This window comes from Acinetobacter lwoffii, assembly GCF_024129355.1.
Lineage (GTDB): Bacteria > Pseudomonadota > Gammaproteobacteria > Pseudomonadales > Moraxellaceae > Acinetobacter > Acinetobacter lwoffii_I.
The window spans coordinates 109442-133474 of sequence record NZ_JAMXXP010000001.1 but is presented as its reverse complement, the minus strand read 5'-3'; the positions used below and the strand labels follow the sequence as shown (position 1 = coordinate 133474).

Annotated in this window: 24 protein-coding genes and 1 other RNA gene; 7 read left to right on the top strand and 18 right to left on the bottom strand. The window is 44.1% G+C overall.

What is annotated here, in order from left to right; all coding sequences use genetic code 11:
* Nucleotides 1-166 precede the first annotated feature (166 nt).
* The 3 genes from dnaQ to nudC all read left to right on the top strand — a co-directional run bounded on the left by dnaQ (nt 167) and on the right by nudC (nt 4097).
* The gene (gene dnaQ / locus NI468_RS00605) at nt 167-1552 is read left to right on the top strand and encodes a DNA polymerase III subunit epsilon (protein ID WP_253099010.1); all 1386 of its coding nucleotides are present in this window, start codon (nt 167-169) and stop codon (nt 1550-1552) included.
* A 125-nt stretch (nt 1553-1677) separates the two neighbouring features.
* Complete coding sequence (locus NI468_RS00600) at nt 1678-3321, top strand: chemotaxis protein (RefSeq protein WP_253099008.1); 1644 nt, start codon at nt 1678-1680, stop codon at nt 3319-3321.
* Nucleotides 3321-4097 (top strand): NAD(+) diphosphatase, encoded by a 777-nt coding sequence (gene nudC, locus NI468_RS00595; protein WP_071851824.1) that lies wholly within the window; start codon nt 3321-3323, stop codon nt 4095-4097. Before NI468_RS00600 ends, nudC begins: the two co-directional genes overlap by 1 nt.
* 106 nt (nt 4098-4203) lie before the next feature.
* Here the strand turns inward: nudC and NI468_RS00590 are convergent, their stop codons facing one another.
* The 4 genes from NI468_RS00590 to NI468_RS00575 all read right to left on the bottom strand — a co-directional run bounded on the left by NI468_RS00590 (nt 4204) and on the right by NI468_RS00575 (nt 7282).
* Complete coding sequence (locus NI468_RS00590; protein ID WP_005246884.1) at nt 4204-5085, bottom strand: alpha/beta hydrolase; 882 nt, start codon at nt 5083-5085, stop codon at nt 4204-4206.
* The gene (locus NI468_RS00585) at nt 5075-5761 is read right to left on the bottom strand and encodes a BON domain-containing protein (protein ID WP_253099006.1); all 687 of its coding nucleotides are present in this window, start codon (nt 5759-5761) and stop codon (nt 5075-5077) included. The genes NI468_RS00590 and NI468_RS00585 overlap by 11 nt, the downstream gene beginning before the upstream one ends.
* A 133-nt stretch (nt 5762-5894) precedes the next feature.
* Nucleotides 5895-6311, bottom strand: a complete 417-nt coding sequence (locus NI468_RS00580; RefSeq protein ID WP_253099242.1) for a YraN family protein — start codon at nt 6309-6311, stop codon at nt 5895-5897.
* Between the two features lie 11 nt (nt 6312-6322).
* The gene (locus tag NI468_RS00575) at nt 6323-7282 is read right to left on the bottom strand and encodes a penicillin-binding protein activator (protein ID WP_253099005.1); all 960 of its coding nucleotides are present in this window, start codon (nt 7280-7282) and stop codon (nt 6323-6325) included.
* A 10-nt stretch (nt 7283-7292) separates the two neighbouring features.
* On the opposite strand from NI468_RS00575, the gene rsmI reads away from it, so the two are divergent.
* Complete coding sequence (gene rsmI / locus NI468_RS00570; RefSeq protein ID WP_253099003.1) at nt 7293-8135, top strand: 16S rRNA (cytidine(1402)-2'-O)-methyltransferase; 843 nt, start codon at nt 7293-7295, stop codon at nt 8133-8135.
* A gap of 90 nt (nt 8136-8225) precedes the next feature.
* Here rsmI and NI468_RS00565 read toward each other — a convergent pair whose 3' ends face one another.
* From NI468_RS00565 to NI468_RS00535, 8 genes are all read right to left on the bottom strand, one after another.
* Nucleotides 8226-8480 (bottom strand): hypothetical protein, encoded by a 255-nt coding sequence (locus NI468_RS00565; RefSeq protein ID WP_004646359.1) that lies wholly within the window; start codon nt 8478-8480, stop codon nt 8226-8228.
* A gap of 174 nt (nt 8481-8654) precedes the next feature.
* A complete protein-coding gene (locus tag NI468_RS00560; protein WP_180180379.1) occupies nt 8655-9902 on the bottom strand; it encodes an FAD-dependent monooxygenase in 1248 nt (415 codons plus the stop codon).
* Nucleotides 9899-11107 carry a 2-octaprenyl-6-methoxyphenyl hydroxylase gene (ubiH, locus tag NI468_RS00555; RefSeq protein WP_005107466.1) on the bottom strand — a complete coding sequence of 403 codons (1209 nt, stop codon included), beginning with the start codon at nt 11105-11107 and terminating at the stop codon, nt 9899-9901. The genes NI468_RS00560 and ubiH overlap by 4 nt, the downstream gene beginning before the upstream one ends.
* Before the next feature lie 105 nt (nt 11108-11212).
* On the bottom strand, nt 11213-11341 hold the full coding sequence (locus tag NI468_RS16230) for a hypothetical protein (protein WP_276534223.1): 129 nt from the start codon (nt 11339-11341) through the stop codon (nt 11213-11215).
* A gap of 72 nt (nt 11342-11413) precedes the next feature.
* A complete protein-coding gene (locus NI468_RS00550; protein ID WP_249449794.1) occupies nt 11414-11782 on the bottom strand; it encodes a GNAT family N-acetyltransferase in 369 nt (122 codons plus the stop codon).
* 526 nt (nt 11783-12308) lie between these two features.
* Nucleotides 12309-12548 (bottom strand): DUF378 domain-containing protein, encoded by a 240-nt coding sequence (locus NI468_RS00545; protein ID WP_004279510.1) that lies wholly within the window; start codon nt 12546-12548, stop codon nt 12309-12311.
* Nucleotides 12549-12841: 293 nt separating this feature from the next.
* The gene (gene pepP, locus NI468_RS00540) at nt 12842-14176 is read right to left on the bottom strand and encodes a Xaa-Pro aminopeptidase (RefSeq protein WP_005107469.1); all 1335 of its coding nucleotides are present in this window, start codon (nt 14174-14176) and stop codon (nt 12842-12844) included.
* 129 nt (nt 14177-14305) lie between these two features.
* Nucleotides 14306-14938, bottom strand: a complete 633-nt coding sequence (locus tag NI468_RS00535) for a UPF0149 family protein (protein WP_005246896.1) — start codon at nt 14936-14938, stop codon at nt 14306-14308.
* Nucleotides 14939-15002: 64 nt separating this feature from the next.
* Here NI468_RS00535 and NI468_RS00530 point away from each other — a divergent pair, with 64 nt between their 5' ends.
* From NI468_RS00530 to ssrS, 3 genes are all read left to right on the top strand, one after another.
* Complete coding sequence (locus NI468_RS00530) at nt 15003-15560, top strand: hypothetical protein (protein WP_004279506.1); 558 nt, start codon at nt 15003-15005, stop codon at nt 15558-15560.
* Nucleotides 15557-15844, top strand: a complete 288-nt coding sequence (locus NI468_RS00525) for a cell division protein ZapA (RefSeq protein ID WP_004279505.1) — start codon at nt 15557-15559, stop codon at nt 15842-15844. Before NI468_RS00530 ends, NI468_RS00525 begins: the two co-directional genes overlap by 4 nt.
* A 97-nt stretch (nt 15845-15941) precedes the next feature.
* Nucleotides 15942-16125: non-coding RNA, 6S RNA (gene ssrS, locus NI468_RS00520), on the top strand.
* Between the two features lie 208 nt (nt 16126-16333).
* On the opposite strand, the gene NI468_RS00515 is transcribed toward ssrS, so the two are convergent.
* From NI468_RS00515 to NI468_RS00490, 6 genes are all read right to left on the bottom strand, one after another.
* Nucleotides 16334-16495 (bottom strand): YqaE/Pmp3 family membrane protein, encoded by a 162-nt coding sequence (locus NI468_RS00515; protein WP_121979864.1) that lies wholly within the window; start codon nt 16493-16495, stop codon nt 16334-16336.
* 304 nt (nt 16496-16799) lie between these two features.
* Nucleotides 16800-18086 carry a PQQ-dependent sugar dehydrogenase gene (locus NI468_RS00510; protein ID WP_249449783.1) on the bottom strand — a complete coding sequence of 429 codons (1287 nt, stop codon included), beginning with the start codon at nt 18084-18086 and terminating at the stop codon, nt 16800-16802.
* Between the two features lie 319 nt (nt 18087-18405).
* Nucleotides 18406-19113, bottom strand: coding sequence for a GntR family transcriptional regulator (locus NI468_RS00505; protein ID WP_180180377.1), 708 nt, complete (start codon nt 19111-19113; stop codon nt 18406-18408).
* A 12-nt stretch (nt 19114-19125) separates the two neighbouring features.
* Nucleotides 19126-22725 (bottom strand): urea carboxylase, encoded by a 3600-nt coding sequence (gene uca, locus NI468_RS00500; protein WP_184412539.1) that lies wholly within the window; start codon nt 22723-22725, stop codon nt 19126-19128.
* 89 nt (nt 22726-22814) lie between these two features.
* Nucleotides 22815-23042: a hypothetical protein gene (locus NI468_RS00495; protein ID WP_253099001.1), complete on the bottom strand. Its 228-nt coding sequence runs from the start codon at nt 23040-23042 to the stop codon at nt 22815-22817.
* 358 nt (nt 23043-23400) lie between these two features.
* Nucleotides 23401-23991 (bottom strand): hypothetical protein, encoded by a 591-nt coding sequence (locus tag NI468_RS00490; protein WP_195724968.1) that lies wholly within the window; start codon nt 23989-23991, stop codon nt 23401-23403.
* Nucleotides 23992-24033 lie beyond the last annotated feature (42 nt).

The following is a 24033-nucleotide window of genomic DNA, read 5'->3' as shown; positions in this document are numbered from 1 at the left end:
TATGCCATTGTAGTGAAGCATGTCGAAGACTCAAGCCAATAATTTACCGCGATTTCACGTTAAATGTTACAAGAAATTAAAAAATCCCGGACATATAGATTGATCGACTGCATTTGCGCTATACAATAAGCCTTCCAGCTTGTTCTATTTTGATCGGATTTAATCTATGTCACACACTATCACACTTTATGTTGATGGCGCCTGTCGCGGCAACCCGGGTTTAGGCGGCTGGGGTGCGTACATTGTTAATGGCCAACAAGAACACAAAATCTGTGGCGGTGAAGATCATACTACCAATAACCGTATGGAACTGACGGCTGCGATTGAAGGGATTCTGTTTTGTGACAAGCAAGACAAACTGGTGATCTATACCGATTCTAAGTACGTCAAACAAGGCATTACCGAATGGATTCACGGCTGGAAAAAGAAAAACTGGAAAGACGTCAAAAATCCGGATCTGTGGCAAAAACTCGATGAAGTCTGTCAGGGACGTGACATCGAATGGCACTGGGTCAAAGGTCATGCTGGACATCCGGGCAATGAAATGGCCGATCAGTTGGCCAATCTGGGTGCTGATGAAACCCTGAAAAAATCCAAGCAAAGCCCTTCAATGTCTGAAGATAAAAAAAAATCTGAACCCGACTGGTTGCTAGACGATCCATTTGGTCTTGATCTGGCCGATAGTGAAGAAGAGCTGGAAGATCTACCGGAAGAAATCATCGAAGTGACTGTTGAAGAAATTACCCAGACTGAAGTTTTAGCAACGGACAGCAATAAAGATGCTTCATCTTTAGAAGCATCTACCTCGACTGAGCTACATCCGCAAATTGTCATTACACCAGCAAAGCTCCAGCTGCATGGCCCACGACAACTGATTCTGGATACTGAAACTACCGGTTTTTATTATCAGGATGGTGACCGGATTATTGAAGTCGGCGCGCTGGAAATGATTAACCGTAAACTGACCGGCAGCTCGATTCATATTTATATCAATCCGAAAACACCGGTCGGTGATTCTGTCAATGTCCACGGCATCACCGACGAATTCCTGCAAGACAAACCGCTGTTTGAAGAAATTTCTCAAGTGCTGTTTGACTATTTACACGACGCGGAAATTATTGCGCATAACGCGACCTTCGATATGAACTTCCTGGATATGGAATTCAAACGCGCAGGTTTTAAAGCGCTCTCCGAGGTCTGTGACGTCACCGATACCCTGGCACTGGCCAAGTCCAAGCATCCAGGGCAGAAAAACTCGCTGGATGCCTTAGTGCGCCGTTACGAGATTCCACAACGCGACCGTACCTTCCACGGTGCCTTGCTCGATGCGGAAATCCTGTCCGATGTTTATCTGGCCATGACCGGTGGACAGGTGTCTTTTGATATCGATGCCCTGTCCCAGTCTGAAGACCAGAACAGCCGTTCAGGGATGGCCAGAGTTGAAATTGAATTGCCTGTGATTCTGCCTTCAGCACAGGAATTACAAGAACATGAGAATTGGGTCAAACAATTCGAAGAAAAACATGGAACTGCTTGCCTTTTCGCGAAATAAAATCTACATTTCCGGGGATACTTTAGGTTTAAAACTATCGTTCTTCAGTTATAGTAAATACAAAGAGGCCCCGTAGTTTAAAGTGGGGCTCATATATAGATAATACTCCAGGAAAGGTGCAGATCATGTCTTACCAAACCTCTATACATTTTGATCCAACAGCTTTACTGATAATAAAAAATGAGGTTGATAACTCGATCAAGTTAGTCGAATCAGCAGTAAGCACCTTGGTAGAAGACCAGACTTTACCTTTTGGTATTGATGATGCATTAAATCAGTTCGAACAATGCGCCCAGGTTCTGGCACTCATCGACATGTCCAGTCTGGCAAAAGTCGCTCAATATTCAGCAGAACTGATGCGCAAGATTATGGGGAATCCGGCGCAGGTCAATACTCAAGAAGTGATCGCCTTGAGTGAAGGCACCACTATGCTGAAACGCTATATCGAATTCATCTGTCTGCGTGAAGTGAAAATTCCACAGTTTTTGCTGGATACCCTGAACCGTCTGGAACTGGCTTTGGGTAAGCCACTGACGACTGAAGGCCAGCATGTAGAAGGTTTATTGGATTGCGTCACCCCTGATTTTTCGTTGCCACAGGCACCAAGTCTGGAAAAATCCCAATATGTACATCGCCTGTATAAGCTGTCACTCAACAAGCTGATCAATCAGGAAGAAAGTGAACTGGATTTGCAAGCCATCAAACTGGTGGGGGCTTATCTGGCAGGACTTGCAGAACAACATGACAGCAAGCAGTACTGGAATCTGGTCTATGTCGCGTTGAACAATATTGAGCACCTGCTGATTAATGAACCACGTCTACGCACACTGGTGAGCATTGAACGCAACATGGCACAATATTTTAGCTCAGCAGACAGCTTCAAGGCTTCGTTGTCAGATTTAGCTAATATTCTTAGCCTGTGTATCAGTCAGGAAGATGAAACTGCGCAATCTATCCGTAGCCAGCTCAATGTGGGCGATGACCTACTGACCGATATGCAATTACAGGTCTTCAGTCGCCATCTGTATGGTCCAGACTTTGAAACCATGCATACCATCAGCGAATTGGTGACCACGGAAATGGCGCAAATTCGTAATGATATCGAGTTCAATTATCAGAATATGACGCCTGAAAAGACTCAGGAATTACAGGCACAGCTGAATAATCTGGCGAATATCTTCAAGGTATTGAACCTGAATGAAGCCTATCATGACCTGACCCGTCAGGCCGCTTCACTGAGCCAGCCGGAGATGATGCAGGATGCCAGCTTTGCCCAGCAGTTGATGAATGTCATTCTGTCTGCCATGAACTCGATTGGCGTACTGGAACGTCATCACACTTCGAGCCGCTTGCAGCTGCGCGTCAACAACATGAATATTTCTCTGGACCGTCTGGATGAAGCACACGCTGCTTTACTCACAGAAACCAAGGCCCTGATCGAGCTTTCTAGCCAGATTCTCAGCAATTACCTGCAAGATCATGACTTGACTGCCCTCGAACCTGTTCCTGTACAGTTTTGCGAGATTGGCGGCGCGATGCTGTTCCTGAATGCAGAACATGTTCGTACTGCGTTCACCACCACTGCAGAATTCATCAAGAACCGTATTGATCTGTCGATTGCATTAAGTCCGGAAGAAATTCATCGTGCTTTAGACACCCTGGCCAGTGCCGACATGATGATTGATAACTTAAAGAACAAACAGCCTGTATTACAGGCGATGTTTCAGGTAGCATTGGACAGTAGTGAGAAACTCAAAATAGTTGCCTAATGTCCAAATTATCACTTGCTTATATTTTTCAACAACAGCAACTGCTGGTCGATCAACACTTTCAACTTCCACGGGTTGAAGCCTTAGCAAGTGATTTGCTACTCCACACGGGTGATCAGGTGATTGCCCGTGATCTTCTTCCCGATGAGCCGATTCCTGCAGGCTTGCAACTGGTTCCCATCCGTCAGCTGTTACAGTTCTGGAATACCCAGCAATTCGAACAGGCCAGCCGCGCAGTACAACTTTTAGAATGGCGTCGTAACCATAAGTTCTGTAGTCATTGCGGTACAGCGACTGAAGCGCATGCTGTTGAATATGCCATGGTCTGCCCATCCTGCAACTACCGGCAATATCCACGGGTACAGCCTTGCGTTATTACCGTCATTACCCGAGGCAAAGACGAGATTCTGCTGGCCAAAAATGCACGTAATACTAAAAGCCAGATGTATGGACTGATTGCCGGTTTCGTTGAAGTGGGTGAAACGCTGGAAGATGCAGTACGTCGTGAAACGCTAGAAGAAGTTGGCTTACAACTCAAGAATATTCAGTATCTGGCCAGCCAGCCCTGGCCTTTCCCAAGCAATCTGATGATTGCCTTCAAGGCAGAATATGCTGGCGGTGAGCTACAGCTGCAGGAAGAAGAAATTAGCGATGCGCAATTCTTTAAATTCGATCAGCTGCCTGAAATTCCGTTTAAAGGCAGTATTGCCCATGCCATGATCATGCATGTGACTCAAGGTACGCCCGTCGCAGACGACACCAAGACCTGGCTGTAAATCTGTATTTGAAAGATTTAGCCCAACGGCTCAAAAAAAGAATCCAGGGGAGATCATCCACTGGATTCTTTTTTATCTAGTGCTTGGTTAAACTAACATATCAGTATCAGGATTTAAATGCATCCTCGAGCGCCCAAAGCACCTGTGCCTTGGTCTGGAAAAACCGGCTAAACAAACTGGAGAGTGAACCCACAATCGCAATATGACCAAGTTTCGGAATTTGAATCAGATGGCTATGATTGCCCTTCTCTTTCAGTACGCGGTCCAAATCCTGGCTATTGAAATGCCCAACAATCTTGTCTTTTTCGGCAATAAACAGATAATGCCGGATTGAGCTATTTTTAACAAAATAATAAGGCATCACCTGCTGATAAGGCACCGCCTGATCAAATGCATCGGCACAGATCGGATCATTTTTGTAATCAAAATGATAAGGCCCCGCCAGACCAATAATCGCCCGGATTTGATTGTGATCAATGCTGGCAGATTGCGGATGATACAAGGCAGACATGACATTGAATGCCCCGGCAGAATGTCCCATCAGGACCAGATTTTCTGCACAGATCTGCAACTGTCCAGCTGACTGCTGCAAATGATTGAGCAATAAATGTAGATCATGAATATAGGTCGGAAAAATATGTTGTGGCGCCAGATGATAATTCATCACCACCACATCATAGCCGTCTTTAGCAAAAGCCTCACCGATAAACTGGTAATCCTTTTTATCGCCATGCAACCAGGCACCGCCATGTACAAACACAATCAGGGGACGATGAGGCAAAGGCTGCTGACTTCGAAACAGGTCAAAGCGTTGCCGGGATTTCAGACCATAGGCCAATTGTGTTTCGACCGTGTAGCCCTGTTTCGGGGTTAAACGATTTAAAGCATAACTGCCAAAATCGTATAACCGGAAATCTTGATAGTGCTGTTGAAACTGCAAAATACGCTGTGAGAGTTGGGTTTTAAACTGGCCGACCTTATGGTTCATAGGTCGGTTCAACCGTATCAGGATCAATGGCAACCGGCGTCTGTTCAATACCCGGCTGCGCATATGCCGGTGCGGCAAAGTTTTGGTTAGCCAGGCTTGAATATTGCTCAACATTATCAATCAAGGTCACAATTTTAGTGACATTACCCACCTGTTGTAACACCTGATTCAGGTCAGCAATCTCGGCACTGTTTAAACGCCCCATTACATACAGAACGCCATCTTCAGTATGCACATGCACCTTACTATCCGCAACCACAGTCGCTTTCATGATCAAGCCACGGGTATTTGCAGTCACCGCAGTATCCTGCATGATGGTGCTATAGCTGATCTGATTGCCGACAGTAATAAAATTATGTACCGCTTTGACATCACTCATGGATTTGACATTGTCTTCAGCCAGTTGCTTTAAATGGGCATCCGGCACCTGACCGGTCAACAAGACATTGCCATGGAAACTTTCAATATTGACCCGGGCCTGCTTGAAACGCGAATCCAGTTTATAAAGATTAATTTTTGCAGTACGGACAATCGAGGAATCAATAAATACCTGCCCCAAGGTACGCGCCCCACTTTCAGTTCCTACAGGAGCCGTACCTGTGCCACTGGAAATAAAACTGGCACAACCTGATAAACTTGCGACACACAGCATTGTTATTGCAATACGCTTAACCACTCAGCAAGACTCCTTCATTTTATTACGTCTTTTTCAATCTAATAATCTGTTTTCAAGCTCAGATCATGTCAATTCTGCTTGAACTTTACAATGATCTTGAAGCAAATATAAGCATCTTTAGACCTTATTTTGTTCAAAGGTTAATAAACTCTTGATCAAAAGTAAAAGCATTTTCAATCCATTCCAGATCATAAGGGTATTGCGAAAAGTCATGCTGTATGGTTTTTGCAAATTGCTGTTTAAAATCAAAACAAATCACGTCAAAACGATAGTAATAGTGTGCAAATTGTGGATTTTTCTGAATAAAACACATTGCTGTCTTGAGCATCTTGCCCTGTTTCGCTCTGGAAACCGACTCGATCGCTTGCGCATATCGGGTTTGTGCACGTGCCTTGACTTCCGCAAAGACCAGCTCTTGATCGCGCACCAGAATCAGATCCAGCTCGCCATAGCGACTGTGATAATTGGCGGTCAGGAACTGAAATCCATGGTTTTGCATCAGTTGGGCCGCTTGCTGCTCCGCCCATGCACCTAGTTGCTGTCGTAGCATTAATCTTTCGCTCATAGTAGCTTGACGCCTGTGCCACTGTACTGAAAACATTGTGGACTACGCTGAATACTGTGGTCCGTGATTTCAATTCGCCCAGTTCTACCCTGAAATTCAATATGCTGCAAATGCGGTTGTGACAGGTACTGCTGGGTGATCTGCCAGGCATCGCCACCGAAGGCAATCAGCCGCTGATAGGACATATCCACCGGCTCTTTGGCATAGGCCTGTACAACATCCGGCCAGTCAGCCAGATAAAGCACAGGTACATCACAGAACTTGATTCCTCGTGGCGGTTTGTGCTGTTCGCTAATCGCATTGGCTACGGTGTACATCCGTTTATGGCTTAATTCCGGTATAGCAGCCAACCCTTCTGCATTACCAAGGAATAAGAGCCCCTGCTTCGGCATTAAAAAAATGGGGGCCTTATTCACGATCTTAAATTTCAGATCACTCTGACTGAACAAAGACATCAGCAACAGTTCATGCTCGGCTTCACTGCCCGGCTGGCGTAAAATCAGCAGTTGCTGAACCCCATCTTTAAACGAGAGTGTTTTCAAGGCAGCGGCATCTTCTTTTTTGGACAGGCTGAATTGCCAGACTTGGGGTGATGACCCTGCTACATCATTTAAGCTGAGGGTACGTACTTTAGGTTTGCTCTTGAGTAGTTGTTCTACATCGCTACGTGCCAAGGGCCCTACCACCATTTTGGTCTTTTTATTGACATGCTGTCTCAGTAGCTGAGAGATATTTTTCTGAGTGGAATTGACCCATTTTAATGGAACTTTCTGCCCGGAAGTCGCATAGGCACTGAGAAAACCCTGTTTGATACTCGATGCAGCTCGCGCCAAAGGTCCGGATTCGGGTAAAATGATCAACACTTCTGCTTGTACGCTGCTGATGTAGCTGACTAAACACAAGCCCAATATTTTATTTTTAATCTTCCATTTTTTATTATTCAATTTATTCCACATGGAGAAACCTATGAGTGCTCAGTTATTTGTTGTTGCGACTCCAATCGGGCACTTAGATGATATTAGTTATCGTGCAATTCAGGTGTTGAAGTCGGTGAGTCTTATTGCTGCTGAGGATACACGAACTTCCGCACAGTTGCTTAAACACTTTAATATTCAAACACCTCTGACTGCCTGTCATGAGCATAATGAAAGCAACAAGATTGATCAGCTGATCCAGCGCCTGCTCAATGGCGAAGATATGGCCCTGATCAGTGATGCTGGCACTCCCCTGATTAGCGACCCTGGCTTTAAATTTGTCCGGGCTGCTCAAGCGCATAATATCCGCGTGATTCCCGTTCCTGGTGCTTGTGCTGCGATTGCAGCTTTAAGTGCAGTCGGCTTGCCGAGTGACCGTTTCAGTTTTGAAGGTTTTCTGCCATCCAGACAAAGTCAGCGTCTGCTAAATCTGGAAAAACTGAAAGATGAAACCCAGACTTTAATTTTCTATGAAGCACCGCACCGGATTCTGGAGTCCGTTAAGGATATGGCCAGCGTTTTCGGAGCAGATCGCCCGGTCGGTTTTGCGCGAGAAATCACCAAGACTTTTGAAACTATCAAGAAAATGACTTTGGGTGAATTGGTGGAATTCATTAGCAATGATCACAATCAGCAAAAAGGCGAAATTGTTCTGGTGATTGGCGGTGCCACCGAAGAAAAAGATCTGGATCAAGAAAAGCTGGATAAATTATTGAACCGTTTGTTACAGGACCTTTCGGTCAAAGCAGCATCACAGTTGGCAGCAGATTTAACGGGTATTAAAAAGAAAATCGCTTATCAACGTGCTTTAGAACTGACTTCGGCAAACGATTAATGGTTCAAAATTTTCTATCACGTTTTGATTTGCAAAAAAAACACCACAATTGATGTGGTGTTTTTTATAAGAAACAAGTTAATCAATAACTTATTCTTTGGCTACTGATTCATCTGCCGGCACTTCAACAATACGACCACCACTGGCAAGGAAAGCCGCAATCTCGTCTTCAAGTGCTTGACGCTTTTTCAGCTTTGCAGTGACGGTCAAAGTTTCAGCTTCTACAAGATCGGTATCACTGACGACCTCTGTGCTATCGACCGCGCCTTTTTCAGCGGCTTTTGCTTCATCATCGTCAACAATTGAATCTTCAACGTCGTCATCATAATCATTCATGTCTGTCATTTGCATCTCCCCAAAAATGGCCCTCGCTTGGTATTCCAAGTCAGGTATCGAATTAAGTGAAATTTAGCAATCTCTTCGACCTTCGCCTAGTACCAAACATCAAAAAATCGTATCTTTTTTAAACAAAATCGTTACTCTTTATTGGTGTTTGTTTAAAAAATTTACATTTCTGTCTTAAGCTGCGTAGCGTGTGTCTTTAAGTAAACCCAGACCATTGGCTTGCGCCATAAATGCATCTTTCAACATGGGCTGATTTTCTACCTGTTTCAGGCCGAAATTGCGTGCCCAAACCATCGGGAAGAATAATGTGGTTTCCATCCAGCCAATCGCAGACATGCTGTGCATCATGGCATCGTTCTGGCCCTTACGGCGATGCTCATAGCGTTTTAGGGTCTGCTCATGTGCCCATACGCCACGCGCCTGATCATGCAGCAAAACATCACAAAGCACGGCAGCATCCAGACAGCCAATATTCACCCCTTGACCTGCTAGTGGATGAATGACATGTGCGGCATCTCCAATCAGTGCTAAACCATCTTGAACGTATTGCTGGGCGGCGCGGGCTTTTAAAGGGAAAGTGGCACGTGGTGTCGCCTGCAATACTTCACCCAGCATATGCTGGCTTTCACGGGTTAATAGCTGGGTAAACTCAGCATCTGACAACGCTGCATATTCTTCGGCATAATCCTCTGGCAAAGTCCAGACAATCGATTGCCAGTGTCCCTGCTCTTCCGGATTAAGGCTGGCCATAGGTAGAAAAGCCAGAGGGCCAGTTTCCAGAAAAATCTGACGTGCCATATGTTGATGTGGCTGGCCTGTTTTAATGGCACAGCTGATCCCCGCCTGTTTATAGTCCAGTACATCAATATCGATGAAAGCTTGCTCACGGACAAAGGAATTGGCCCCATCTGCGCCGATCACCAGTTTAGTTTGGAGTTGTGTACCATCAGCCAGATGAATGATCCACACACCGACTCCACGTTCAACACGGCTGACTTTGACTTGTGTTCTATAATCTTGAACATTTTCCAGCATCTTTTGCTGAATGGCCAGATTCAGAATGCTGGGCTCCACCATCGAGCCTAAAGCCTGCTCTACCGATGGTGTTTTTTCTGAAGACTGGCCAAAATTAATTTCACCATAGCCATTTTTATTCCACACCTGCATACCAGTATAAGGCTGCTGGCGTACTAAATTTTCCCAGACACCCACCGTTTTTAACAGGTGAATGGTTGCCTGACTTAAAGCCAAAACACGCGGATTGGCCACACGCAAAGTTTTATCTGCATCCAGAATTGGCGCTGCATCCAGAACTGTAGGCTGCACACCACCTTGAGCTAACAGAAGCGCTGTAAGTCCACCAACCAGCCCACCACCAATAATGACGACGTCTAATATTTCGTTAGTTTGATTTAAGCTCATGCTTTTAACCCCATGGCATAATTTGCAACGAGTGGCTTGATGCCAGGAATCGTATCAAAAGCGATTAAACCTGTATTACGCATCAGCTTTAAAAATGGATTCTGGTTACTAAAGCCACGTACCACTGAATCACAGAACTTGATCACACGCTGCTGGTCACTGAGACGAGATTTTTCATAGTCTTGTAATATTCCAGCATCGCCCAAGTCTGCGCCTTGTACCTGCTGTTCTTTCAGGTAACGCACCAATACATGCGCATCACGCATACACAGGTTAAAACCCTGACCAGCGACCGGATGAATCGTATGGGCAGCATTGCCCATCAATACGACACGGCCAACAGCCTGTTTTTCGGCTAACACTTGAGACAATGGAAAACTGAACCGTTTTCCGGTTTTCTGGAATTTTCCGGCACGATCACCATACGTTTCCTGTAAGGCATCCAGAAAATGCTGGTCATTTTCATCCCCCAACCATTCTCCTTCAGTACCTTTTTTCACTGGCCAGACCACTGAACGACGATACTCACCCGGTAGTGGTAAAAGTGCCAAAGGCCCTAAATGGCTGAAACGCTCAAAGCCCACATGAGCATGTGGCTTTGAAGTTTGTACTGTGGTCACAATCGCAACCTGATCATAATCATGTTCTGACGCACCAATACCCAAGGCTTTACGGCAGAAAGAATCCCGCCCATCGGCGGCAATAACCAGTTTGGACTGTAATTTTAGTGACGATTCACCACGCTGAGCTTCGATATAAGCAAAGTCTGTATCTTGGATAAGGGATGTCACTTGAACACCATCAATCAGTTCAATCAATGGCTCTTTTTTGACTTGGGTCAGCAGTACACGACCGAGCCAGGCATTTTCAATGACCTGACCAAAGCTTTCGACTTTTTCCTGTTCGGCTTTCAGTCGAGCCTTACCAAAACTGCCCTGTTCGGTAATATTCACTTCCAGAATTGGGGTAGCATGTTCTTGCAAGGCATTCCAAAGTCCAAGCTCCTGATAGATTTGTACGCTACGACGTGACAAGGCGCTATTACGTGCATCAAAACTGGAATGATATGGCGCAAGATTTTCATCATCATAATTTGGGTATTTAATGGCTTCCAACAGTTTGACTGCAATATTGATTTTCGCCAACATCAATGCGAGGCTTAAGCCGACCATACCACCACCGACAATGATGACTTCTTGTTGCATGCTTACTTCCTTATCTGTTTATTCGCATCTATGGCGAATTACATAAAACGTATACTGGTTTTATCTTACCTCAAGGCTTTAAATTTTTATAATGATTCGTTTTATTTAGTTTTCTCCATGATGATCCAGCCTATATTGAAAAACCAAGACATCGCGCTTTTCAGTCCCCAACTTCGGCAATACAGTATAGGCATTGATCCGTTCAACGATTTCAAACCCTGTCTTTAACAGCACTTGGTGTGCCTGTATATGTTCTGCATCACAGAAAGTATCCAATGATTTAAATGTAAGATATTGTCTAAAATACTAAATCACCGCTTTCATCGCCTCAAGCATATAGCCCTGACCCTGAAATCGAGGACCAAGTCCGAAATGAATTTCAAGGCTGTTATTTTGCTGTTGAATGATCGTTAGTAACCCGATTGCCAGATGACTTTTTCGCTCAGCAATCACCCATGAAAATCCTTCACTCGGTTGCTGCCAATAGCTTAACGCCCATTTCTGCAACATCTGTTGAGTTTGACTGACTGTTGTATGCACCTGCCGTTGTAAATATTTTGATGCTTCAACGTCGCCACAATACTCTTGGAATAATAAAAATTCATCTCCAACTTTATATGCTCTTAACTCCAACCGAGTTGTCTTTAATTCAGCAACTAAAATATTTATACTCACTTTTATCAACTCAGCATTAAAAAACGGAATGTTGTAATTTCATTTGGCACTTATACGATTCGATCGCAAACCTAGTCAAATTGGTATAACTCGATCTACTCGCTTCGCACAATTTTGAATACATACTGATGCTCGTAGATCCTGAATGATAAAATTGTGAATCAAGCCATTTATAAATGAGCTGATATTCACTTTCAGTAGCAGGAGGCCCATTTACAATCACTATTCTTTTCTTATTTTAAGATAATTGTATAAATATAACTCGATCTTTGAGCTAACAGATATTTTAAAAAAATTTATCCAACCATGTACAATCTAATCTTATTTGTATGATAGTGATCATCAATCTTTAGCTAGGCATTGTTGTAGATCTGGGGATGGTTCTATTAATAACGTATAAACACCTAATAAAAAACCCCGGAAATCTACCGAGGTTTCTTCATCTTCCACACTATTTCTATCCTCTCGGCAAGTTACTCGAAGACATGAATCCTATCTTGCAAGAAACTCGCCCAAGAAGATTAGCTTAACGCACAATATTGGTATGATGATCTGTGTGGTGTACTGTTTTACCCAACTTCGTTCCTGTATAAATCAGGTACAATGCCGACAAACCAACCAATACATAAACAATTCGAGATAAGGCGCTCATATCACCAAAGATTGCAGCGACCAAATTAAAATCGAATGCACCAATTAAACCCCAATTAATGCCACCAATGATTGTTAAAGCATAAGCAATCCAGTCAATCGTATTTAATCTCATAAGTGTTCTCCTGCTCTTATTTAAGTTTATTTAAGGATCAGAGAAAGTATGAGAATCTCAGCGCATTTAATATGTAGCTTTGATGCTAAAAACGGATTTTCTGTGTTGACTTCCTGTCAATTTTTAAGCTGTAAATTTTACTTAGGTGAGTTTTATTTGACTTGTTCGATATAAACGTAAGCTAAATCACTTTTTGATCGATGCGATATAGCTAGGAATTCTTGTTTGAAACGGCATAGAAATGTCATAAAAAAAGCCGATCTTGCGACCGGCTTGCTGTATTTTTTCTCAAATTAAGCAGCGCACGCTTTCGCCATTAATGCCTCAATCTCTTCTACCGTTTTGACGACTTTCGCGGTTAAAACTAGCGGGCCATTTGCAGTGGCCACCACATCATCTTCAATCCTAATGCCAATTCCACGCCATTTAGCATCTACTGTTTCATCATCAGGCGCGATATAAAGACCCGGCTCAACGGTCACGACCATACCCTCTTCATACGAGCGCCATTCACCGTCCACCTTATAAGCACCGACATCATGCACATCCATACCGAGCCAGTGTCCGGTACCATGCATGTAGAACTGGCGGAAAGCTTCTTTTTCTATAATGTCGTCAATATTCCCCTGCATCAAGCCAAGATCGAGCAAACCTTGCACTAGGATGCGCACTGCAACATTATGTGGTTCTTTATACGAGTTACCAATTTGCACAGCATTAATTGCAGCAATTTGAGCATCCAGCACTACATTATATAAAGCTTTCTGTTCCGGGCTAAATTTACCATTCACTGGAAAGGTACGGGTAATGTCTGAAGCATAAAGCTGATATTCAGCCGCAGCATCAATCAGGACCAAATCGCCATCTTTCAGTTCTTTGTCATTTTCTACATAATGCAGGATGCAGGCATTCTCACCGCCACCGACAATACTGTTGTAGGCCGGAACACCGCCATTTTTGCCAAAGATATAATTCAGCTCGGCTTCCAGTGCATATTCCATCATGCCCGGGCGTACTGCTAGCATCGCTTGAGTATGTGCATCAGCAGAAATATCGGAAGCAATCTGCATCAATTCAATTTCATTTGCATCTTTATGCAGACGCATTTCATCGACAATACGATCCAGCTGAATTACTTGCGCTGGTGCAGAAGTACCACGACGGCTTTCACCACTTGCAGTTGCAATCCATTTGGCGACACGCGCATCAAACTCTGCATGCTGTCCAATGCGATAAAATAACTGATCTTTATTTTGTAACTTTTCTAAGATTTCTTCATCTAGCAGATCAATTGCATAGGCTTCATCTGCATCATAATCCTGAATAGCTCCATCAATACCCGCACGGTAGCCATTCCAGATTTCCATTTCACGGTTACGTTCCCGACAGAACAAACTGTAGCTATAGCCTTCTTCTTCAGTGTCAAAGGTTTCAATCACAGCCACAGCTTCAGGTTCCGCGAATCCGGTTAAATAGAAGAAACTGCTGTCTGCACGGTATTTATAATCTGCATCACGGTTACGCATGGCTACCGGACTGGTCGCGATAATAGCGATACTGCGTAAACCGATTTCCCCTGCGAGGATTGCGCGACGCTCCTCAAAAACTGCCTGTGTCAATTTCTTCATTACACCTTACTTCTTATCGATCAATACTTGTATTTAGAATATAGTCTTGAAATCAGACTATAGATTTCACTGTAAACAGCAAAATATATGCCTGATTTCAAGCAGGTGATGACTCACCTCAGCATTTCATCAGCTTAGACGTTTAGGCGAGAAAATCTCGACTACACTTTGCGCTTCTGTAGTAGCGACTTTAGGCTGATTTTTTTGACTAAATTGCTGTAAGAGTGGCGTTTCTTCAACTTCGACCTTTTTACGCCCTAAAGACAGACTGACAGGAATCAGACGCACAAATTCGTACAATTCCTGATAGCTTTCTTCACCTTCAGCATCATCGTCTGAGTCTTCAAATTCAACTGCGGCTACATCTTGTAAATGTTCAATCAGCTCAACTTCATCCTGACGGATATGTCCTGAAGCCAGTCCGAAACCTAAGACCACGCCGGCACACCAGTCCGCCAGAGCCTGTACGCGTTCTGAAAGCACATGCTCATCATCAGGCAGCAAAGGTAAATAATCCAGCTCATCTTCAGACAATGCATGGAACACATCTTCAGCTTCGCCCGTCAACAACTCTAATGCTTCGGCATCCAGTTCAGGTACATCCAGTGTTTCTAAAATCTGTAACCACTCTTCACTGCTTGGCGCCTGGGTGACACAAACAATGCCTGTTAGCAAACCATGCAGTTCGCTAGGGCTAGAAATTTCCTCAATTGAAGAAAAATTGCGGTGCCATTCGGTCCAACCTGAAATATCGTCTTGCATTCGTTTATCCAATCTTTATACTGCTTATATATTACCTTTGTTTGCAACACTGTGCGACCTCGATATGTTAGAAGAATTACAGCGTCTACAAGTGCAGATCGGCGTGTTAAAAACGCGACTTGCACGGCTTGAAAGTGAAAATTCCAGTTTGCGCGAAGAGCAAGACTCTTCAATGATGCAACATCAACAGCAAATTGAACAAAAGAACAGCGTGATTGCGCAAAAACAACAAGAAAATGAAAATCTGACAGAACAATTGACGGATTCTCGTGCCCAATTTCAACTGCTCAATAATGATGCAACTGCACTGGCAGACCGTTATGGCCGTCTGGAAAAAAGCTGTACCGATCTAAAAAACCGTTTTCAGGAAATTCTGGCTGAACGGAATGAACTGCGTGTGGTTAAGGAAAAGATGATCCTTGAACAGCGTCATGCCCAACAGGAAATTCAGCGTCTGACTCAGGAATCTGAACGTTTAACCCAGAAAAATGAAAATGCCAAAGCCAAGGTTGAAGCGATTATTCAACGTCTGGCGATTCTCGGTACTGCGCAGGATCATCACGCACAGGAAATTCAACAACTGGCCCATCCGACTGAAGCGACTGAGGAAGCCTCATCATGAGTGAACAAATTGCAATTGATCTCAGAGTATTGGGGCATAGTTTCCGTTTGGCCTCTACTCCTGACAAGCAGGAAGAATTAGAACGCGCAGCACAGTTATTAAATGACAAATATGATGAATTTCGCCGTAAAGCGCCACGCATGGAACCTAGCAAGCTGATTATTATGGTGGCACTTGAGCTGATGCAGGAGGTGTTGAATATGAACAGATCACTGCAACAATATGCGCATTGCGAACGTTTGTTACAAACTATTTTAGAAGAAGTTGAAGAACTGACTGAATAATCTCGAATTTTGTTTAAACTTCGGACATTCGACCGAACTGTTTACAGTTCATGAACAGCAGAGAGTTGCCACACCGGCATTATTGTTTATAATTAACTTAACTCTGAGGTGTTCGCCAGCGGGTCTATTCCCCTGCCGATACTAACACTTATGGGTGTGTTCTGTATATTTAGAGTGTATGCCCATCTCCGTATGGGAAACCCAGCAAGTATACGTCGCATCCTCCTTGAACTCATCGGGTTCAGGGTAACGACACATGCAGCGGCATCTTCGGAGTACTTCAATTTCTTTTTCAAAATATAATTATAATTTTTCCCGAATTTCCTCTTATTTTAATTTTGTAGTATTTCTCTCGAACATTCCTCTAGATTCATTTTATTGATGTATTCATCATCTGGAATGAAAAAAAATCTTTAGCTATAAAAAAGATAGGGCTTTAATTACTTCCGTCAAAATCAAACAATCTTTAAGTAACTTATTTTCCTATTTTCAGGCTATTTTATCTCGATATAAAGTATGTATCGCCCAGATTGCAGCAGGAATCCAGCCTAAAATCGAAATTTGAAGCATTAAGCATACTGTCGCTTCGGCTGGTCGATGAATGGTCATAAATAATGACCAAGGGAAGATAAATGCAATAATTGATTTCATTCTTAAAACCCTCTTTTGCCATGTTTTAAATTCTTATATCCAGTTTTTATTGGCACTTAAAACTGGCACTAAGATTTAGATATTTTTAATGGGATCAGCATAATCTCTGTACATGCTGTATTACGCTTAAAAATATCCTGAAAGCCTAATTCAGCCAGCTTAAATGAAGCTTAAAAATTGTTTTAAACCCGCTAGCTTTTGCATATTTTCAATCAAAATATTGATGTTTTAATGAAATAGCTTTTACTTCAACCTTGCTATCCCACAGATTTAGATCTAAATAAAACCCTAAACCCCTAGACCTTTATTTACTTACTGCAGCTGGTGTACTCAAGGGTGATACTCGCCAAATCACATCACCGACATCATCAGCAACCAAAATGGCACCTGAAGAATCTACCGCCACACCGACCGGTCGCCCATATGCATCGCCCTGATCGCTTAAGAATCCAGTCAAGATATCTTGAGGTGGGCCCATCGGTTGTCCATTTTGAAAGGGAATAAAAATCACTTTATAGCCACTGTGCGGTTTGCGGTTCCATGAACCATGCTGGCCAATCAGCGCACCGTTTCGATATTGAGGCATCAGATCTGCCTTATAGAAGGCCAAGCCCAATGACGCAGTATGATTGCCCAATGCATAATCCGGTAGAATTGCCCGCGCAACTTGCGCAGGGTTTTGCGGTTTGACCCGCGTATCTACATGTTGGCCATAATAACTATAGGGCCAGCCATAAAAAGCGCCTTCTTTGACAGAGGTCAGATAATCAGGAACCAGATCATTGCCGAGCTCATCACGTTCATTCACCACCGTCCAAAGTGTGCCGCTCTGGGGTTGCCAATCCATGCCATTCGGATTACGCAGTCCGGTAGCAAAAGGTCGTACTTGAGCACTGGTGATGTCAAATTCCATGATCAGTGCTCGGCCCTGCTCTTGCTCTAAGCCATTTTCAGCTACATTACTGTTGGAACCCACTGTGATATAAAGTTTATTGCCTGCAGGATTGGCAATGACATTTTTGGTCCAGTGATGGTTTAAACGGCCTGCCGGTAAATCCAGCACCTTGGTACCGGCTGCTGTGATTTGAGTCATCCCGTTATGATAAGGAAAGCGCATCAGCGCATCAGTATTGGCTACATACAATGTATTACCAATCAGCGCCATGCCAAATGGAGAATTGAGATTCTGTAAAAATACGGTTTTTTGTTCAGCTACCCCATCTCCATTGCTATCGCGAAGCAGACTGATGCGGTTGGTACTGGGATGCGATGAGCCGGCACGTTGCATCACCCATTTCATAATTTTGCCTTTGATCCCTTTGCTGTCATCGGGCTTGGGCGGTGCATCGGTTTCGGCCACCAGTACATCACCATTCGGCAATACATACAGCCAGCGCGGATGCTGCAACCCTTTGGCAAATGCCTGAACTTTTAAACCTGTCGCAGGTGTCGGCATTTTACCTTCAGGCCAACCTTTAGCAGGCGCAATATTGACCGTAGGCAGCAAGCTTGATTTTGGTTTGGGCAAATGTGGCTGGGAACCATAACTGTCATTGATAGGCGACTTGGAAGGCATGGTACATCCAGTCATGGTTAGGAGAAGTGCACAGCTGGTACCTGTAAGTAAAAGTTGAATAGGCTGATGAAGCATTTTTATCTCTTGTTATTATCATCCTCAACTTACTTTAAAAAACAATTTGAGATGCCACTAGCGGGTTCTTGTTTTTTCTGGTTATGAATTGTTTATCAATTTTGAGTCAGGTCTGATGTTTTTCTTGTTGTAAAAAGCAGTTTATATCTTTAAATGAAATAATGCCAAGCCATTCAGTCTGTGCTTAGCGTAATTTCTAAAGTTAGTTCTATATTTTGATCTAGTCTGTATTTCTTAAAGCTCATGCATCATGACTAACTTACGCAGGACTAGAGGACAACATTTCTAGCGTAATTTTTTTCACCTCATTACGACTGTGCCGGATATGGGCATCTAATATAGAGAGACAGAACGCTGCATCTTGTGCAAGCAGCGCTTTTAAAATCTGTTGATGTTCGGCATAGGTAGCTGTAACCCGATAATCCTTGGAAAAATCCAGACGGCGTATGATGCGAATTTTCTCGCTGATCTCACTGTGAATTTTCGCCATTTCCGCATTGCCGGCTGCAAATACCAAATGACAATGAAATGCTTCATCTTGTGCGGATAACTTTCTGAGATCATAGAGATACTGTTCTGGCTTGATACACCAGGTTTGAATCAAAATTTCCAGAGCGGCTTTCAACTGATCTTCAGGCATCTGACAAAGTTGTTCGACTGCATAACATTCCAGCAAAATTCGCAGATCATATAACTCCTCATAGGCTTTAAAATTCAGTGGCCGAACCTGCCAGCCACTTCTAAACTGCACCTCGACATAGCCTTCCTGCTGCAGACGATATAAGGCTTGCCGAATGGGTGTACGGCTTACGGCATAGCTTTCAGCAATTTCTGATTCGGTAAACCGTTCTCCCGGCATGAGTTTAAAGTCAAAAATGTCATTTTTAATTTTCTGGAAAACCAGCTCAGACAGATTGTCTGAGCTTTTTCCGGTCGCTTTAGTGGCTGGATTAGGGACAAGGGTCATAGGCTCAATCCATTACTCCATATAAACCAGCGGTTCACCGCTATGCACGGTCTGACCTGAACGGCAGATAATGGCTTTGACAATGCCATCATCGTCAGCATAGACCGGCAGCTCCATTTTCATGGCCTCGATGATGGCCACCGTGTCGCCTTTTTTCACAATCTGCCCGGCTTCTACAAAAATCTTCCAGATATTGCCGGTCATAGAGGCGTTGAGAGGGACATACTGGCTGTAATCGGTATCATCCTGCAGCACTTCTATTTCTACAGGTGCATCAAAATCGTCTTTCCAGCGTTCCACCTCCGCACTAAAAGCAGCTTGCTGCTGTGCTTTAAAAGCAGCAATACTGTCCTGTTCTGCAGCAAGGAAATCCTGATATGCTGCAAAGTCAAACTTACATTCCTCAATTTTAATTTCTGCCCGACCATGGGCGAAATCAGCACGGAACTGATCCAGTTCGGCCTCAGTGACCTCATAATATTTAATCTGGTCAAAAAAGCGTAAGAACCATTGCTGATCGCCAAACTGCTTGTTCTTTTTAAACTTATTCCAGATCGGTACGGTACGGCCAATCAACTGATAGCCACCCGGTGAGTCCATGCCATAAATACACATATACATGCCACCAATCCCGACTGTACCTTCAGCGGTAAAAGTACGGGCCGGATTATATTTGGAACTCAGTAAACGGTGGCGCGGATCAATGGGCACTGCACAAGGTGCAGTCAGATATACATCACCTAGCCCTAAAATCAGATAATTGGCATCAAAAATAATGTCTTTAACTTGCTGACGAGTGTTTAGACCATTAATTCGCTGAATAAAATCGACATTATTCGGTAGCCATGGGGCCTTGGCACAGACACTTTCCTGATAACGCTCAACCGCACCCAGAGTCGCTGAGTCCTCAAAGGCCATGGGTAAATGGATAATTCTTGAAGGTATTTTAATGTCACGTAAATCACCCATCTGTTCTTCAAGACCAAGCAGGAAGTGAATCAGTTGCTGCTGGCTCAAACGCAGACCATCATATTTAATCTGCAAGGATCGCACACCAGGTGATAATTCCAGGATACCGTCAAGATCAGCTTCACGGATCAGTTGCATCAAGCGGTGTACGCGCAGGCGTAGGGCCAAATCCAGTACGTTATCACCGTATTCCAGCAAGATATAACTGTCACCTGCCTGACGATATACAGCTTTTGGTGCATCTGGCGTAGCTTCACGCAATGCCAGGATACTTTCTGCCTGAACTGTAACGATTTCAGCCTCGCTGGTTATCTCTGCCTTGGCAAAGTTTTGGAGGGTTTGAATTTGCTGCCGCTCCAGCGCATTGGCCTGCTTTACCGAGATTGGATAGAAGCTAATCGTGTCATCGGCTTTCAGTTGACCAATTTTCCAGAGTTCAGCTTTGGCAATGGTCACCGGACACACAAAGCCACCCAGGCTCGGACCATCTTTGGCAAGAATTACGGGGAAATCACCGGTAAAGTTAATCGCACCAATGGCATATTCACAGTCATGTACATTGGATGGATGCAGACCCGCTTCACCGCCATTTTCACGCGCCCAGCTTGGCGTCGGTCCGGTTAAACGGATACCCAATCGGTTCGAGTTAAAATGCACTTTCCAGCTTGATGCAAAAAACTCCTCAATATATTCAGCTTTAAAGAAATCAGGAGCGCCATGCGGACCATAGAGCACACCAATTTTCCATTCCTTGCCATAACTTGGAATCAGATCTGTTGCCAAAACTTCAGGTTCTGCAATCGCTAAAGGTAGACCATCGGCCGGCAGCTCAGGATTCACCATCTTAATCATGTCACCAGCCCGTAACACTCGGCCTGCATGTCCACCAAAATTACCTAAAGCAAAGGTAGAACGGCTACCCAGATATTCCGGCACATTCAGACCATTTCGTACAGCCAGGTAGGTCCGGCATCCAGATTCAACCTGTCCAATTTTTAGGGTTTGGCCTGCTTTTACCTGAACAGGCTGCCAGAAATTTACTGCTTCATCATCCAGACTTACCGGACAAGGTGCGCCAGTTAAAGCAATGATATTTTCTGCATGAAATTTGAGGATTGGACCTTGCAGGGTAAATTCAAACCCGGCGGCGGCCTCGACATTCCCAACAATTTTATTGGCCAGCCGGAAAGCATAATCATCCATTGGGCCTGAAGGCGGTACACCAATATCCCAATACCCGACACGACCCGGATAATCCTGAATGGAACTTTGTGTACCCGGCTGAATCACCTCAATCACATTCGGCACATATTTGAAATCATCCAGCATGCGTGTCCAGATTTGCATTTGCTCAAAACGCGGATCTGAAATAACAGTATGCACATAATCCAGATTGGTACTAATACCATTCAGGCGAGTTTCAGCTAAAGCTGATTTAAGCGTATGAATGGCAGTATCACGATCTTCAGCATGCACAATAATCTTGGCAATCATCGGGTCAAAGTATTGGGAAATTTCAGTTCCGGTACTCACCCAGGTATCAACCCGGACATTTTCCGGAAAAAAGACATCGGTCAAAATCCCTGGACTCGGCTGGAAATTCTTAACTGGATCTTCGGCATAGATGCGTACTTCAATCGCTGCACCTTGAGGCTGAATACTGCTTAGATGCTTCCAATCCAGAGTATCACCTGCTGCAACTTTCAACATGCATTCAATCAGGTCTAAACCGGTCACCATTTCAGTCACCGGATGCTCCACCTGCAAACGGGTATTCACTTCAAGGAAATAAAACTCGTCACGTGCTGCATCGTAAATAAACTCAACCGTACCGGCACTGCGATATTCCACCGATTTGCCCAGTTCAACTGCCGCCTGATACAATTTTTGACGGGTTGCTTCAGGTAACTGTGCCGCTGGTGTTTCTTCCACAACCTTCTGATTACGGCGCTGCAGTGAACAGTCGCGTTCGCCCAAAGCCACTACCTGTCCCTGTCCATCTCCAAAAATCTGAACTTCGACATGACGGGCCCGACCGATAAAGCACTCTAAAAATACTCCGGCATCTTTAAAGAACTGTTCGCCCAGACGTTTTACACTTTCATAGGCCTCCTGAAGTGCTTCTGCATTATCACAACGGGTCAAGCCAATTCCGCCACCGCCTGCTGTGCTTTTAAGCATAACCGGATAGCCAATTTTTTCAGCTTCAGTTAAGGCTTCATCCAGACTATTTAGCAGACCTGTACCGGGAGTCATGGGTACATTGACAGCTGCGGCAAGTTCACGCGCCCTGTGTTTTAAGCCGAATTCCAGAATCTGCTCCGGTGTTGGCCCCATGAAAGCAATATTATTTGCTTCGCAGGCACGGGCAAAGTCAGCACTTTCTGACAGAAAACCATAACCTGGGAAAATTGCTTCGGCCCCGGTATTCTTGGCTGCGGCAATCAGCTTTTCAATACTTAAATAGGTATCACTCGGTTTGGTACCTTCTAAGGACACTGCAATATCTGCATCAATCACATGCTGTGCATAACGGTCCGTTTCTGAATAGACGGCTATACTGGTTATACCCATTTTTTTTAATGTGCGAATGGCACGAACAGCAATTTCGCCGCGGTTTGCAATCAATACAGTCTTAAACATATGAATCCTCTGTTATTTTATCTATTTTCTGAATCTGCCGAATTGATCTATTTTTTTTGATTAAGCTGCTGCATATAAGCCTACCGCCGTCACTGATCTCTGGCAGCCTCTGATACATACAGTCCGAAATACAGTTTTTTGAATACATCAATTTTTGTTTGAATAAGATATGCAGCAGTCCTAACCGAAATCCAGGCAGGTTCATTCCCCTCAAGTTGGGCAATGAATTGAGCCAAGTTATTCAGTGGAAGCATTTTTTGCTGATCGGCATCGCGGCATGCTGGGACTGTCCAGCCGATCATTTTCTGATGAAGCATTCTGTATCCAATCTTGTATCCAAGTTTGAATACAGTTATGCAGAACTTATGCCAGTTTAATTTTTATTTTATTTTCAATGTCTTAATAAAATTTAAGATGTATAAATTAGGGAGAATTTCATTGGATGGTTGTTTTTGGTTCAGCCTGTTTTCAATTCAGTGCAAAAATTATTCTGGAACTCATATTGCATGATCTGCATCATTTCAGCTTTTGCAATGCTCATATAAAAGCCCATCTTTCGATGAGCTTCTAAGTAAACTATTCTATTTATAGCTTAGGACAGTCATAAAAATTGAGTGTATTAAATACCTGAATTGAAAGGTTGAATCAGCGTGCATTTGTCATTGCGGTAATTCATTACTTCACAGGAATCATTAAGTGCTGATAAGGCGTCCCAGACCACATGACATAAGGCACAGCGGTATCCGGTTGCGTATGTTTAGGATACATATCATAGAAACGAGCTTCAGCACCGACGATCATGACATGGGGACCCGTTTTGACCCAATGATTGCCCGCAGTAGGCTTCTTGGCATAGGGATCGACATTACTGGCATCCGTACCACCTGCCAGCATATACATGAAGCCTACTTTTCCAACTGTGGGCTGTTTATTCCCCATCCAGGCTTCTGCCCATTCTAGAGCGGCCTGATCCATACACATTGGGTCTGGACCTGGAGTGGTCAGATTATCAGGCATACAGGTAAAACCATTATTGCCCTTGCGCAAGGTACGTATTTTGCCATCTGCACCGACAGCGACAATCGTGGCTGCAGCGGCTACTTTCTTAGGTGCAGCAGTCATGGCACTTGCAATGGCTTTCTTATCGGCAGCAGATGAAGCTGCGCCTGAGCTGGCTTTGCCCGACATGGGCGGTTCAACGGCTAAAGCGGCAGGTGCAGACAGCGCGACCCATCCCGCCATAAGCAGTAATTGAGGAAAATTCATGACACATTCTCCTTGAATCATCATGAAGAAATTGGATTTAGG